This window comes from Nitrospirota bacterium (assembly GCA_016219645.1).
Classification (GTDB): Bacteria; Nitrospirota; Nitrospiria; order Nitrospirales; family Nitrospiraceae; genus Palsa-1315.
Genome location: JACRLR010000020.1, coordinates 167,375 through 180,648 on the forward strand (window position 1 = coordinate 167,375; position 13,274 = coordinate 180,648).

The 13,274-nt window shown below is 55.9% G+C and carries 11 protein-coding genes; all 11 read right to left on the reverse strand.

Features of this window, described 5'->3' with window-relative positions:
• Nucleotides 1-352: 352 nt before the first annotated feature.
• The 11 genes from HZB34_09950 to cobU all read right to left on the reverse strand — a co-directional run bounded on the left by HZB34_09950 (nucleotide 353) and on the right by cobU (nucleotide 13,271).
• The gene (locus tag HZB34_09950) at nucleotides 353-2,380 is read right to left on the reverse strand and encodes an HD-GYP domain-containing protein (GenBank protein ID MBI5316284.1); all 2,028 of its coding nucleotides are present in this window, start codon (nucleotides 2,378-2,380) and stop codon (nucleotides 353-355) included.
• Nucleotides 2,381-2,645: 265 nt separating this feature from the next.
• Nucleotides 2,646-3,548 (reverse strand): AAA family ATPase, encoded by a 903-nt coding sequence (locus tag HZB34_09955; protein MBI5316285.1) that lies wholly within the window; start codon nucleotides 3,546-3,548, stop codon nucleotides 2,646-2,648.
• Between the two features lie 76 nt (nucleotides 3,549-3,624).
• The gene (locus HZB34_09960) at nucleotides 3,625-4,572 is read right to left on the reverse strand and encodes a hypothetical protein (protein MBI5316286.1); all 948 of its coding nucleotides are present in this window, start codon (nucleotides 4,570-4,572) and stop codon (nucleotides 3,625-3,627) included.
• 12 nt (nucleotides 4,573-4,584) lie between these two features.
• Nucleotides 4,585-5,787 (reverse strand): response regulator, encoded by a 1,203-nt coding sequence (locus HZB34_09965; protein ID MBI5316287.1) that lies wholly within the window; start codon nucleotides 5,785-5,787, stop codon nucleotides 4,585-4,587.
• Between the two features lie 682 nt (nucleotides 5,788-6,469).
• On the reverse strand, nucleotides 6,470-8,014 hold the full coding sequence (locus tag HZB34_09970; GenBank protein MBI5316288.1) for a cobyric acid synthase: 1,545 nt from the start codon (nucleotides 8,012-8,014) through the stop codon (nucleotides 6,470-6,472).
• The gene (locus tag HZB34_09975; GenBank protein ID MBI5316289.1) at nucleotides 8,014-8,772 is read right to left on the reverse strand and encodes an adenosylcobinamide amidohydrolase; all 759 of its coding nucleotides are present in this window, start codon (nucleotides 8,770-8,772) and stop codon (nucleotides 8,014-8,016) included. Before HZB34_09975 ends, HZB34_09970 begins: the two co-directional genes overlap by 1 nt.
• A 2-nt stretch (nucleotides 8,773-8,774) precedes the next feature.
• The gene (locus HZB34_09980) at nucleotides 8,775-9,863 is read right to left on the reverse strand and encodes a threonine-phosphate decarboxylase (GenBank protein ID MBI5316290.1); all 1,089 of its coding nucleotides are present in this window, start codon (nucleotides 9,861-9,863) and stop codon (nucleotides 8,775-8,777) included.
• A 4-nt stretch (nucleotides 9,864-9,867) separates the two neighbouring features.
• A complete protein-coding gene (gene cobD, locus HZB34_09985) occupies nucleotides 9,868-10,821 on the reverse strand; it encodes a cobalamin biosynthesis protein CobD (GenBank protein MBI5316291.1) in 954 nt (317 codons plus the stop codon).
• The gene (gene cobS, locus HZB34_09990; GenBank protein ID MBI5316292.1) at nucleotides 10,818-11,570 is read right to left on the reverse strand and encodes an adenosylcobinamide-GDP ribazoletransferase; all 753 of its coding nucleotides are present in this window, start codon (nucleotides 11,568-11,570) and stop codon (nucleotides 10,818-10,820) included. The genes cobD and cobS overlap by 4 nt, the downstream gene beginning before the upstream one ends.
• A 79-nt stretch (nucleotides 11,571-11,649) precedes the next feature.
• Nucleotides 11,650-12,720 (reverse strand): nicotinate-nucleotide--dimethylbenzimidazole phosphoribosyltransferase, encoded by a 1,071-nt coding sequence (gene cobT, locus HZB34_09995; protein ID MBI5316293.1) that lies wholly within the window; start codon nucleotides 12,718-12,720, stop codon nucleotides 11,650-11,652.
• A 14-nt stretch (nucleotides 12,721-12,734) separates the two neighbouring features.
• Nucleotides 12,735-13,271, reverse strand: a complete 537-nt coding sequence (gene cobU, locus HZB34_10000; protein MBI5316294.1) for a bifunctional adenosylcobinamide kinase/adenosylcobinamide-phosphate guanylyltransferase — start codon at nucleotides 13,269-13,271, stop codon at nucleotides 12,735-12,737.
• Between the last annotated feature and the right edge of the window lie 3 nt (nucleotides 13,272-13,274).

Genomic DNA, 13,274 nt, shown 5'->3' on the forward strand with positions numbered 1-13,274 from the left:
ATCTCCTCAATCCATAGGACTCAGGCAGGCCTCGACACCTGAACTCCTCTTGCAGAAAGACTTTTCACCGTAATCCACTCGCTGCCCCGCAAAGGAAACGGCGGCAGTTCGGTACGGCAAGGACAGCCCGACTCACGGTGTCCACAAAAGATGTGGATGGATTGTGGACAACCATGTGGACGAGCGGGCAATACCAGGCAGTACCAAAGCATCTTGCACATTGCCCAATTGATAGGCAGAACAATCCGTGCAATTTCACCGAGATGTGTTTTGTCAGCGGTGGGACTTAGGGGATGGGAGCGCAGAGCGACAGGAGATGCGAGACTCGCGTGACCAGCAGGGCAAACCTTCTTTAGACCGGCAGGATGTCACTAATGGCTGATCGTTCAACACGCCCTATGTTGCTCCATTGCTCTGCCATCGGGATCAATGCGTGAACCCTGGTCTCGACCGTTCCCAGTCGCTGCGCCAACGACGAGGTTTTTCTGTAGGCCGAGACCATGAGGAAAGATCGCAGCCCTTGCAAAAACATCGTGATCATCGTCGCCTGCACACGACTGGCCAGATCGTAGAGGGCCTCGACCTGTTCAAGAACAGGATCGAGTTGCGCGGCCGTCACGAAATCCGTTGCCCCGCTCGCTCGCAAACTTGCAAGAGTCGAACTGATGATCGGAACCCGCCGACGGACCTCTTGAAGAAATTCTTCGTCGAGTTTGTCAAGTTGAGTCAAAATACGCTCGACACCGGCAACGTCAAGACGATCGCCTTCCCGCTCAGCTCGCTGGATCACCGCCTCCAGCACATCACGGGCAGGCTGCATCGACCTGGCGCGAGCCTGCTGGAGAGCCCGAAGGGCCTGTATGAGCGGCACATTGGAACTCACGGCGATGGGAGGCTGCGCATCAATAGATTTAGGGGGTTCCGCGATGACGGTAGGAAGAACCTCCTGAGGCTCGCTGACCGTTTTTACTAGGACATCATCGGTTCTAATTCGTCGACCCTCTTGCTCTCCTGCTAAACGATGCACAGCCAGACTGATCCGATCCAACCCCTCCTGAAGCGACTGAAGGGCTGCCGTTACCTTACGCGGTTCTTGTTGCTCCACATCGTGGAGAATCGACAGCAGATTCGAGGCCATCTGTTCTATCGTCTTGAGCTGCGCCGTCGACGCAGATTTTGCAAGATTCGTAATGCCGTGTAAGAGAATGCCGTAGAGCTTCGGTCGCACCGTCCCATTGGCCCCCCCAGCGATCTGTTTCACCGCCATCTGAATTTGAGCCAGCCATTGATGGGCTTCAAGAGCGAATAGACCGATGACCTCCTTTTCAAAACTGGCATCCGAGAGATCTTGCGCACTCCTCTCTTCAGGTAGAGGAGTCCTGGACTCGACGGCGCCTTGTATTGAGCTTGCAAGAGCGTCCAAGCCTTCCAAAAGCAGCGTAAACCGATCGGATGCCGTGGGCACAACATCAGCTGCCTTCGCGCGCACCTCCTGTGAGGGAAACGTGACACGCGCAACGTCAGGAGGCTTAAGTGTTTCGATGATGGACACCAGCGGGGCAAGACGCAGATCGATCTGCCGTTCCTCCTGGCCGGAGACCGCATCGCCTTCGACTAATACCACGGGGCGGAGCGGATAGCGCATATTGATGCGCATGACCGACCCGACTTCTCCGGTGCTCAACCGCACCAAGGTACCAAGCGGATATGCCGATAGCTGTTGGACCAGCGCTTTGACGATTTCACGAGGAAACGCTGTCCGTTCCACAGCCAACAATTCACGCACCGCTTCATGCGGAAAGAATCGGCGGCGGTACCCGCGCGGGCTCACGAGGGCATCGAAAATATCCACCACGCCGATGATCTGGGCAAACTCGCTGACTTGCCGCCCCTTCAGTTTTTTTGGATAGCCCTGTCCATTCCACCGTTCATGCGCCTGGCTCACCACCTGAGCCAACCAGTCATATTTCTCACCGGCCTTCTGAATCGTTTGATAGCCGAGTTCAGGATGTCGTTCAATGAGCGCCCGCTCCTCCATGGTCAACCGACCAGACTTTGTGATCAACGATTGCGGGACGGCAAAGAGCCCAATGTCATGCAGGAGCCCTGCGAAGGTCAGTCGTTCCAGCTCTTTCCCATGATAGCCCAACCCCGCACCGACCTTGGTCGCCAGAATCCCGACATTCACGAGGTTCGTAATCAGAGGAGGACCTACCAGCCCACTCATCGCCTGAACGAGCAATTGGTCATTTTTTTTGACCGCCTCTGCAATCCCTGTGGCTAGGGCAGACAAGGCCTCCATGTTGAGTGGCTCTTGCTGCTGGACCGCAAGAGCCACCCCCGTCAGCTGTTCCTGCGCAAGGCGATACCAATCCGTCATACTGGGCTCGCTCACCACAAACTGTTGCCCCCGCGAAATATTCGTCCGTCCACCGATGACCTACCAAGCCAACTGAACAAGCAGCTCGGCCATCTGACTCTGTTCGTAGAGACCTGGTAACGTCTCTCTTGTAACCACATTGGCCTACCGCTTGGCGATTCTTACCCGTTTCGCACTATACCAGGGTTACGGCATTCCCGTTTCGCTCTGCAGGGGAGAGATTAATATTGTCTCTCGTGCGACGACCCACCGATAGGCATCTACTTTATTGTCGCCCACTCGCGTACTTTGATATAACTTCACGATATGATCCGATCCCGTTGAGGTCCTTCGCGGCACTCTTCTCCACGGCCATGGGCGTATTCGTGACCGGCCCGACCCGCTGAACGAGCCGGTCATCGATCTGTGTGACCTGTTCGATAGCTCCGGCAAAGAGACATTGATCACAGAGCGTATTAATGACCCTTCCGATCCCCTGGCTCTGCTCAAAAATGCTTGCGATCGCCTCTTTCGTAAATACGTCCGTCCGATCGGTCACCGCCTCCATGCGTGCCCCGATATACGCCGTCGTCTCCTCTGCCGTGAACGGGCCCAGATGGGCTCGGACCGCAATCCGCTGGTTCAATTGCGGGATATCCGCAACAAGGCCACGCAATTCCGGCTGGCCGATCAGCACAACAGTCAAGAGATATCGATCGTTGAGCTGGAAATTCGTCAACAATCGGAGTTCTTCAAATCCGTTAAGGCTTTCAATCGCTTGCGCCTCATCCACCACCAGCACAGAGCTGACCCCTCGCTGCTCATTGAGTTGCAGACGTTCATTGAGCATCTGTAATCGCGCAGCCTTTGATTGCACCAGTTCGAGTCCGAACTGAGCTAACACTTCATCCAACAATTCGGAGGGGGACAACGCGGGATTGGCGACGAGCGCGACATCATATTGAGCAGGCGACAGCCCGACGATCAGTCGACGGCTCAACAACGTTTTCCCACACCCGATATCGCCTGTGAGGAGGAGTATCCCCTTGCGGGCCTGAATCCCGTAATTCAGCCATCTGTGTGCCGCATCATGCTGAACGCAGGGGACATAAAATCGCGGGTCCGGCACATTGTCGAACGGAAGGCCCCGCAGCCCCCAGTAGCTCGTATAGTCATCTTCAAATTTCATGGGGCCGGCACCAGTCGGAGGGGACAACTCCACCACAAGCTTGGATGAACATCTGTGCGGAATTCCAATACGACCATTACGAATGGCTGACAGGGAGCAACTGACCGATTGCAGCACGCTGGGCCCGCCCATGCTCCACCCATTGTCTGACGGCTTTACCCATTTCATGTAGTCGCGTCTTCACGGATTCAACCCGCGGGGCAGCCACACGCACTCGACGTTGAGCCGCCACAGTCAGCAGACTCTGCAAACCTGTGAAAAACAACACGGCCGATGCCGCATTCACCTGCTGCGCCTCTTCGCGAAGACGTGCGACGTCTTGAAGCGAGTCTTCGAGTGCTCCCTTCTGGGAGGAAGCCTCCTCCCCCTCCATCTTGAGGGCGTTCACTTTCTCGAAGATATCGGGGACTCGCTCGTCAATCGTCTTCAGAAACAACTCTTCCGCTTCAGCCACCCGTGCAAGATATCCATGGATGACTGCGACATCGATACGCTCGACTCTGGCCTGCACGTGTTTCTCCATCTCCTCAATCAGATTGCGGATATGATTACGACCTGAGTCAATACCGGAAGACTGGTTTCTTAGAAGTTCCTGAAGCGCCAGCACAAACTTTTCGGGTGAGAGGCCTGCGGACCCCGCCGCTCCATCCGCACTGCTCCTACCCCCTTCAGAGGAAAGACTGGTTGCGCGGGTTAACGCAGTCTGGATCTGTCCCAGCTGCCTACAGACTGCAAAGAACTCCTGAACAGAAGACGCCTTCAGGGGATCTTTGAGAACTTCTATCAAAGGAAACGCTGCAAGACAGGCATCCATAATGTCGCGCAGATTAATCGTGGCGGCAGACTCACCGAGGTTTGTCACTCCAACCAACATCATGTCGATCAGTTCTGCATACCGCTCAGGCGCCGGCCCCTGTTCGAGCTCGTCAAGCGCAACATGAAGGTTCTGGAGCCATTCATGGGCTTCCTCAACAAATAGATCGACCAGTTCTTTCTGAAAATCGTCCGTCGTGCCGGCAGCCATGACATCAGTCCTTCATGACAAGGGTTGTCTCTTTCCACTCCCCAGCTGAGAAGCCCATCCTGCGATCTCGCCAAGCTTGGCCGCCACCTCTTCAAATCGCTTGGTGGCAAGCCCGGACGCCTGTTCAGCTTCAAATACGCGCCTCGCCAAGAGGCTATTGCGTTCCCGTTCCGCGAGAAGGAGCGTTTCAATTTCCTGGACTTTCTGCGAGGCACGCTGGGCCTCGGTGAGACGAACGTTAAGATCCTTATTTCTTTCCTGTTCAGCAGCGAGACCTTGTGACAATTCCTGAGTCCTGGCAACCTCGCCTTCCAGCTCAGTCATGTGCTGCGCCAATTGCAAACCTGTCTGCCGCTCGGTATACAGAGCAGCCTCCAGCTCAGGAACACGATTCACATTCATCTGCAGGTCGGCCAGACGCGTCGCCTGTTGCACTGCACTTTCGCGTTCTTTCTGAAGGGCTGCCTCCAGTTCCCACACCCGCCTGCCCAGGGCTTCCGCTGTGGATGCTTGATTCTTGGCCTCGATCGTCCGCTCTCGTTCGATCTGGATGAGGGATTCAAGTTCCGCAAGTTTCTTTTTGAGCTCCGCAACCTGCTCTCGCTCCAAGGCCGCCATCGACTCAAGTTCCTTGACACGAGCTACCGGTCCTTCGAGTGGTATGACCCGCTGAGTACCCTCTGTCGCTTGATCTCTTTCAAGCCGGGGTTCTCCCTCCAATGGACTCAGCCGCGGGATTGTCTGTCGGTAGGCGTCCGTCTGCTCATCGCTTACACGCGACCGTTGAAAGAGCTCGATGGACTTGACCGCTTTGTCCAGGTTCGTCGGCTTGGGCACAGCCGTACCTTGACGCTTTGCCAACAACTCGAGCGCGCGATCCTTGAGAGCCGTGCCCTGAAACGGCTTTTTCAAAACCCCATCCGCATGACAGGATTCAGCCTGCTTCGTCACCTCGTCATTGACAATGCCGGAGATCAAGAGCACCGGCGTGTTCGCGAGCGTGCTCTGTGCACGCACAAACGCGCAGACCTCATAGCCGCTTTTATCCGGCATGATCACGTCGGTCACGACTAAATCAGGCGTCTCTTTGGCCAGATAGGCCAAGGCCTCCTCGCCGTTCGCTGCTAGCGTGACTCCGAATCCTGCCTCAGTCAGCAACCGTTCGGCAACCTTCCGGACTGCAATACTGTCGTCGGCAATCAAGACATTTGGCATAGCAAATTCCTTCCCCCAGCGCCCTTAACGACTGACGGCATCCTGTCTCGATTGCCCAAGCCGTTGTAAGGCTATGATATCCTCACCTTCTCCACCTGCTGTGATCGTACCCGGTATTTTGGCAGCCTCTTTACCGAGGGATGCGACCCCATGGCTCACCCCCTTGTGGCAACCTTCGATCAGCTGAAGCTCTGCATAGGTATTCCTCTTCGCCTCAGATCTCCATCATGTCGCGAAGCATTTCCATGGCTCTGTCGTTGCGCGAATTTGAGTGTAGCCATTCATTCGCTATTAGCAAGCAAATCAACAATTTCGACAACTCTTTCTCTCTTTACGCCACGGACGCTTGGGGCTCGCGAGCAGGGTATCATCAACCAGGAGACACAACGCCCCTGCATACCTCCGGTACAAATACTTGAAGAGAGGACCTATGAAACCCAGGTGGGGGGTGGGTGCTGCAGAGATTGACTGCTCAAAGGGAACGGGATATCCGAGACTCGCGGCATTCCTTGGAACACCGGCAACATAAAGAAACTTTGAAGGAGAAACCCTCTAGCTATTCGGATCCCGCTGCCATAAGAACTCCGGTTGATTTTGCTGCTTAGCCATCCAACGGGCCAAGACAAACAAGACGTCGCTGAGGCGATTGAGAAACACTGGGAAATGAACTCTCAGGAATTTGCTACAGGGGACTTCTTCGACCTTCACATGCAGGATAGATCAAATCCATGCTCAGATATTTTTCAAGATGATCAGCCCAGCGATCCAGTTCAGCGCCCAATTGCGTTGTGACCAGTTCAGACTCATGGAGTGAAATAGGTGAAAGTCCCTTCCGGCCGCGCACACGGTTCAGCCAACTCCTGCGGAACTCTGCCTGATCGAATAAACCATGGATGCTGGTACCCCAGACACGACCATTCTCACTTGCCGCGCCTTCGTCACCCGTTGCGTCGCCTTCTCGAATTTCAGATGCTTCGGTCTGAAAACAGGGGTTGGCAGTTCCACGACTCGTATGTCCCATGTGGATTTCATAACCTCGGACCGGCACATCCTGTTCCATATTGTGAAGCAGCGACCTGGCCCGGACTTGTCGGCAGATCTTTGGCGCATCGAGCTCCGTCACCACGTCAAGAAACCCTAACCCTCTTGACGTTCCTCCACCCTCTAAACCCTTGGGATCAGCGACCTCTTGCCCAAGCATCTGGTACCCCCCGCAGATCCCGACTAGCTCACCTCCTCTCTCCATGTGCAATTGTAAGGCAGACGGGAATCCAGCGGACACAAGATACTCGAGATCTTCGAGCGTGTTCTTGCTCCCAGGAAGGATCACCACGTCGGCTCCGCTGAGATCATCCCGGGAAGCAGCAAACCGGAGCGCCACATCCTTCTCAGCCGACAACGCATTAAAGTCGGTGAAATTGCTCATGCGAGGGAGCAAGACTACGACTACATTTGTGAGATCAGGCTTAAACTGAACCGCTCGTGAATGAGTCAGATCCAGGCTATCCTCTTGATCTAATAGAAGATCGCGCAAATAAGGAACGACTCCCAAGACTGGCAAACCTGTACGTGCCTCAAGGATACGGACACCGTCTTCAAACAGTCGGCGATCTCCGCGGAACTTATTCACGATCACACCGCGCACATGGTGGCGTTCATGAGGTGCCAATAAGTCAAGCGTTCCGATGATCTGCGCGAAGACTCCGCCTCGATCGATATCCGCTACCAACAGGACTGATGCGTCGGCCAACTTGACAACCGGCCAATTTACGATGTCCCGGTCCCGGAGATTGATCTCCGCAGCACTCCCTGCCCCCTCGATGACGACGCACTCGTACTCGCCCGCCAATCGCGAATAACATTCTCGAACAATGTTGAACAGCGTCTCCTTTCTCTCAAAGTATGCAAGCGCATCCAAGCCATCGTAGACTTTTCCTTTCACCACCACCTGTGATCGTGAATCGGACTCGGGCTTTAACAGAATCGGATTCATGTCCACCGTCGGCTCGATCCCACAGGCCTGAGCCTGCAACGCTTGCGCTCTGCCGATCTCCCCGCCATCGAGCGTGGCGAAAGAATTCAGTGCCATGTTCTGCGCTTTGAATGGTGCAACCCGCAGGCCCTTTCTGAAGAGAAGCCGGCAGAGCCCGACAACGATGAGGCTTTTCCCCACATCGGAGCCAGTTCCAAGCACGGCAAGAGCGTTAGTTCGGGCTCTATCAACCATCATAGACCTCTCATGCGGCGAGATGAGGTACTGCGGGCATGCCAACGTTTGTACCGAGCCAGCCCTTCTGTAACGGCGGTCTCAATCACTTGTCCGACAAGTTCACCGAGAATCGTATGGGTACCGCTGTATCGCTGAGAAGGTCCCTCTCCACTCACCACCACTACCGCATCTGTTCCCGTTCCCGTCGCCCCCGAGCGGCCAGTCCAACTCTTCACCTTGGCCTGTAACAGGGCAGCCGTCTTGGCTTCGGTCGCAACCTGCACCATCCCGACCATTGCCGAAGCGGATAGGCGCGCATTGGTCACAAGAATCACGTTGATCGTGCCGGGATGAGCCCGCCCGTTGGTGAGCGAACTCGATGTTGCCGATTCCCCTGCCCGCACGGCATTGGCTGTTCCGACTGTCACAAATCCTTCAACCCATATGTGATCCGAGGCAGCTCGGATGGCAACCAACTCTGCGAGCGACACGGCTGTCATGAGACCGACGAATTTCTCTCGTATACCAAGGGAGGAGGCCAGCTTGCCCAATGTTCTGGAAGGATCGGCGCATCTCGCAAATGCACCCGCACCACAAGCATCCCTACTAATTGGGTTGTTCGCCACTTGATGGTTCAAGATATACCTGGCCCGCGTGATCCCCCCGGCCCTGGGAGCAGAGGAGAGAACGGACCGGAGATTCCCCAGATCGACGATGAGCGTTTTTTGTCTGACACTGAAGGCGGTCTGCATCGCAGGCTTAGTAAACAGCTTCATGGCTACCTTACCTTCAAGCAGGCGCCAAGGGCTGTGAGTAATCGGTGATTCTCCTTGGAAGTCCTGATTGCGACACGAATCATCTGCGTCGTCAGGCCCGGCAATGTCGAACAGTCGCGGACGAGCAGACGCCAGGAAGCCAGTCGGTCAGTCACCTCGCCGGAGTTCGTCCAGGCAGGAAGACCGATCAGAATAAAATTCGCGGCTGATGAGTAGACTTGTAGACCGGGCAAGGAGCGAAGCCCGCGCACGAAACAGGACCGTTCATTCTCCATGAATACACGACTTTTGTTCGCATAGATCTGATCCTGTAATACCGCGCAAGAAGCCTCTTGAGCCAAAGAGTTGACCGACCAGGGCGGCTGACGATCTTTCAGAAGATCCACCACCTTGCTTGGCCCAATTAGGTAACCGATCCGAAGCCCCGGCATGGCATAAAATTTTGTCAAACTGCGCAGCACCACCATCCGGGGATGCTCTTTCAACATAGAAACGACAGACTGTTCATGACAATAGTCGATAAAAGCTTCGTCGACGATCAACCAGCCCTGTTGCCGCTCGACAGATTCAGCAAGCTCACACATAGCCTGCCGATTCATGAGTTGACCGGTTGGATTATTGGGATTGCATAGAAATACGGCATCGAATTTTGATCGTTTGGTAGAAAGCCGTGCCAGAACGTCTTGTAACGGAGGGCGGAAGCGCTGCTGTCGCTTTGCATGAACGTATTGGACCACGCTCCCTGCGCCCAGCAGCGCACAGGCATACTCTTCAAATGTGGGACCGATAATGAGCGCAGACTTGATCGCAAGCGCGCGGGGCAATAGATGAATCAATTCACTCGAGCCGTTTCCGACCAGAATCATGTCTGGATCCACGCCGCACCGTAGCGCCAATTTTTGTCTAAGCTGCCGGCAATCGGGGTCCGGATAGTGCACGATCTGCTTGAGTGCCGAGCGGATCGCGCGGAGACCGGCCATAGAGAAACCCAGCGGGTTGATGCTGGCGCTAAAATCAATGATCTGCTCGACGGGAACTCGTTGTTCCTGAGCAGCCTTGTGGACATTCCCACCGTGAAAGGGTTGCGTCATCTCTTCACCATAGAAGCCACCCTACACCAAGCAGAACTCCTGTGAGACTTGTCCAGAGCATGAGGGTAATCGCCATGCCAATGTGAACCCTCGCCAGCGACTGATGAGGATTGCCAAGGCATGGACGGTCAATTGGAAGACCGTCATAGCGATTGATTCCGCCCAGCTGGACTCCGAGCGCCCCGGCCATCGCGGCTTCTGGACGCCCGCTGTTCGGACTAGGATGCCGTCCCCCGTCACGAAGCAGAATCTGCCAGGTACGTTGCATTGCGGACCACGATCGAGAAACAATTCCTGCTGAGAAAACCAGTAGGAGCGCAGTGATACGGGCCGGAATAAAATTTGCCGCATCATCCATCCGTGCCGAGGCCCAACCGAACCAGCGGTATCGATCGTCCAAATGGCCGATCATCGAATCCAATGTGCTGATGGCCTTATATGCCAACGCCAATGGGGCTCCTCCGAGGACCAGATAGAACAACGGCGCCATAATTCCGTCAGCCGTACTTTCCGCAATCGTTTCCACCGTTGCACGGACGATATCAGACTCATCCATCTCCTCCGTATCGCGTCCAACAATCTTAGCGACCGCCGTTCGCGCCTCTGCCAAGGAGACAGATTGAAGCGCCTTTTGCACAGCGACGACATGGTCGATGAGATCGCGCGCCGCGAGAGTGGTCCAGGCCAACAGCACCGTGGCGGCACTTCCCCAGAAGGGATCAACCGAGCTGCCGAACCAGATCAGCATCGTGGCCGCTACATAGGCTCCCGCCGGCAAGACGACAGCCAAGAGCACCCCTGCCATGCGTTGCTGAGCAGGCGATAAAAGGAGGCGGTAGACGCAACGGTCGCACCAATCGACGAGGCATCCCATCCAACGCACCGGATGTGGAAACCACCGAGGGTCTCCGACCACAGCATCCAATAGACAGGCCACTGCTAATTCGCCTCCGGTCATCGAAAGAGCACCACAGGAACGATCATCACAAACAGAATCTCTGCGACCTCGTTGGTCGCCCCTAGCAAGTCACCCGTGACGCCGCCGAACATACGATGAAACCAGGCCGTCAAGAGGCGAATGAGAGCTGCGCCGATGAGAAGTGCGCCCAACGCCGCCCATGGGCCCAACAACAGCGCCAACGCCAGCCCTGCTGTGATAGTTGCCACACACACGTGTTGCCAGGACATATGCGAGAGGAACGGTTGGGCCAGTCCTCCTTCAGGCCGTGCATAGGTTACATGGAACGCCCCCACGACCATCGCCCATCGCCCGACCACCGGCATACTTATCAGTATCCCGATATGCTCGCCAGCCGGTACAGCGTTGAGCCCTGCGTAGCGCAAGCCAAGGGCGAGAAACAGCCCTGTCGCACCGATTGCGCCAATGTGCGCATCCTTCATAATCGCCAGGCGCGCGTGAACGGTTCGCCCGCCTGCCAGACCGTCTACCATATCGGCAAGGCCGTCCTGATGAAGGCCACGGGTAATGGCGACAAGAAGAATGATCAATACGATATTCGTAATCTGAGAAGAGAAGACCTGAACCAAGGCCATATCCGCTGCGGCCAGCAAGGCCCCAAGCAGACAGCCGACCACGGGATACCAGCTCATGGAGGAGGCCAACTCCTCGGGCTTGGCGTCGTGCGTCGAACGGCTGAGTGGAATGGCCGTCAGGAACTGCCAGGCGAAAATGAATGGACGTGCCATCGCTAGATGGGGATAACGAGATAGAGGGATAACGGGATAATAAGACCACCTCTCGTCTTCCCCTATACCCCTTCCCCCTTTATCCCCGTACCCCTTCCCCAGTGCGCCCTGACACGCCTGCCTCGTCGAATGTCGCCATCTCCGTGAGAATCTTGATCGCGCCAAAGACCAAACTCATGCCCAGACAGGCGCCAGTGCCTTCCCCCAGACGGAGATCGAGATCGAACAGCGGCTTCAAGCCAAGGTGGTCCAGTATCGCCTGATGGCCTCGTTCGACTGACTGATGTGACGCAATGAGATAGTCTTTGCAGTAAGGTTGCAGACTCGCGGCAATCAAGGCTGCGGCCCCAGCGATAAACCCATCTAACACGATTGGAATGCGAGCTGCCGCTGCGCCAAGTATCAGTCCAGCCAGCCCACCGATTTCCAGCCCGCCCACTGTGGCAAGCACCTCCATCGCATTCGTTGAATCCGGCCGATGGAGAGCGAGCGCACGCTGAACCACGTCGATCTTGCGCGCATGACTGGCGTCGTCAATTCCCGTTCCTCGACCAGTCACCTCGGAAACCGACCGCCTGGTCATCACGGCTGCAATCGCCGAACTGGCAGTCGTGTTGCCGATCCCCATCTCCCCGGTTCCAATTAACCCGATTCCCTCTTGAGCCGCCTCAGCAGCTAACTCCATCCCAACTGCCAGTGCTTGCTCCGCCTGTGCGAGACCCATTGCCGGTTCCACCAGCAAATTCTTCGTGCCAGGCATGATTTTTTTGTGAATGAGTCCTGGAGCCGCCTCAAAGTCAAAATTCACCCCGATGTCTACAACGCGAACCTCGACACCGGCATGCCGCGCCAGCACATTGACACCGGCCCCTCCACGCAAGAAGTTCAAGACCATCTGAGGCGTCACTGCAGAGGGATAGGCACTCACCCCTTCGACCGTTACTCCATGATCGGCGGCAAAGGTAAAGACCGCTCCTCGCGGGACCTTCGGTTTCATCTCACCCGTGATCATGACGTAGCGCGCAGCCAATTCTTCCAGTCGCCCCAGACTGCCAATGGGTTTCGTCAATCGATCAAGCCGCGCCTGCGCTTGCGTCAAGAGTCGGAGGTCGGTCGGCTGAATCTGGTCAATGGTTTTGCGAATTAACATCGCGAATAATCCTCTTACTTCACACGCATGGGAATACCGCTGACCGTCAGATAGACCTCATCGGCTTCTGCTGCCACCTGTTGATTGACCCGTCCTGCCAGATCGCGAAACGCACGGACAGTTTTCGTCACCGGCACGAGCCCCAGCCCCAATTCATTACTCACAATCACGACACGAGCCTTCGTCCTTCGAATCGCCCGGAGTAGACCTGCCGTCGCATCAGACATAGTTGAATCTCGCAGGCGTTGCCCGCCCATATTGTTCAACCATAAAGTGAGACAGTCGAGTACAACCGATTGATAATTATTTCCATTGGCAGCAAACCATTTCTCGATTTCTATAGGGACTTCCGCCGTCTCCCAGTCAGATGAACGTGTGGCCTGGTGTCGTTCGATCCGGGCTTTCATTTCGCGATCGAAGGCCTGCCCCGTCGCCACAAATGCTCTCGGGCCTCTCTGACCAGCCAGATCAAGCGCAGCCTGACTCTTGCCTGACGCTGCGCCCCCGAGTACAAGAATCAGCTTCGCTCGTTGCCTGTGCGCCCTCTTCATACG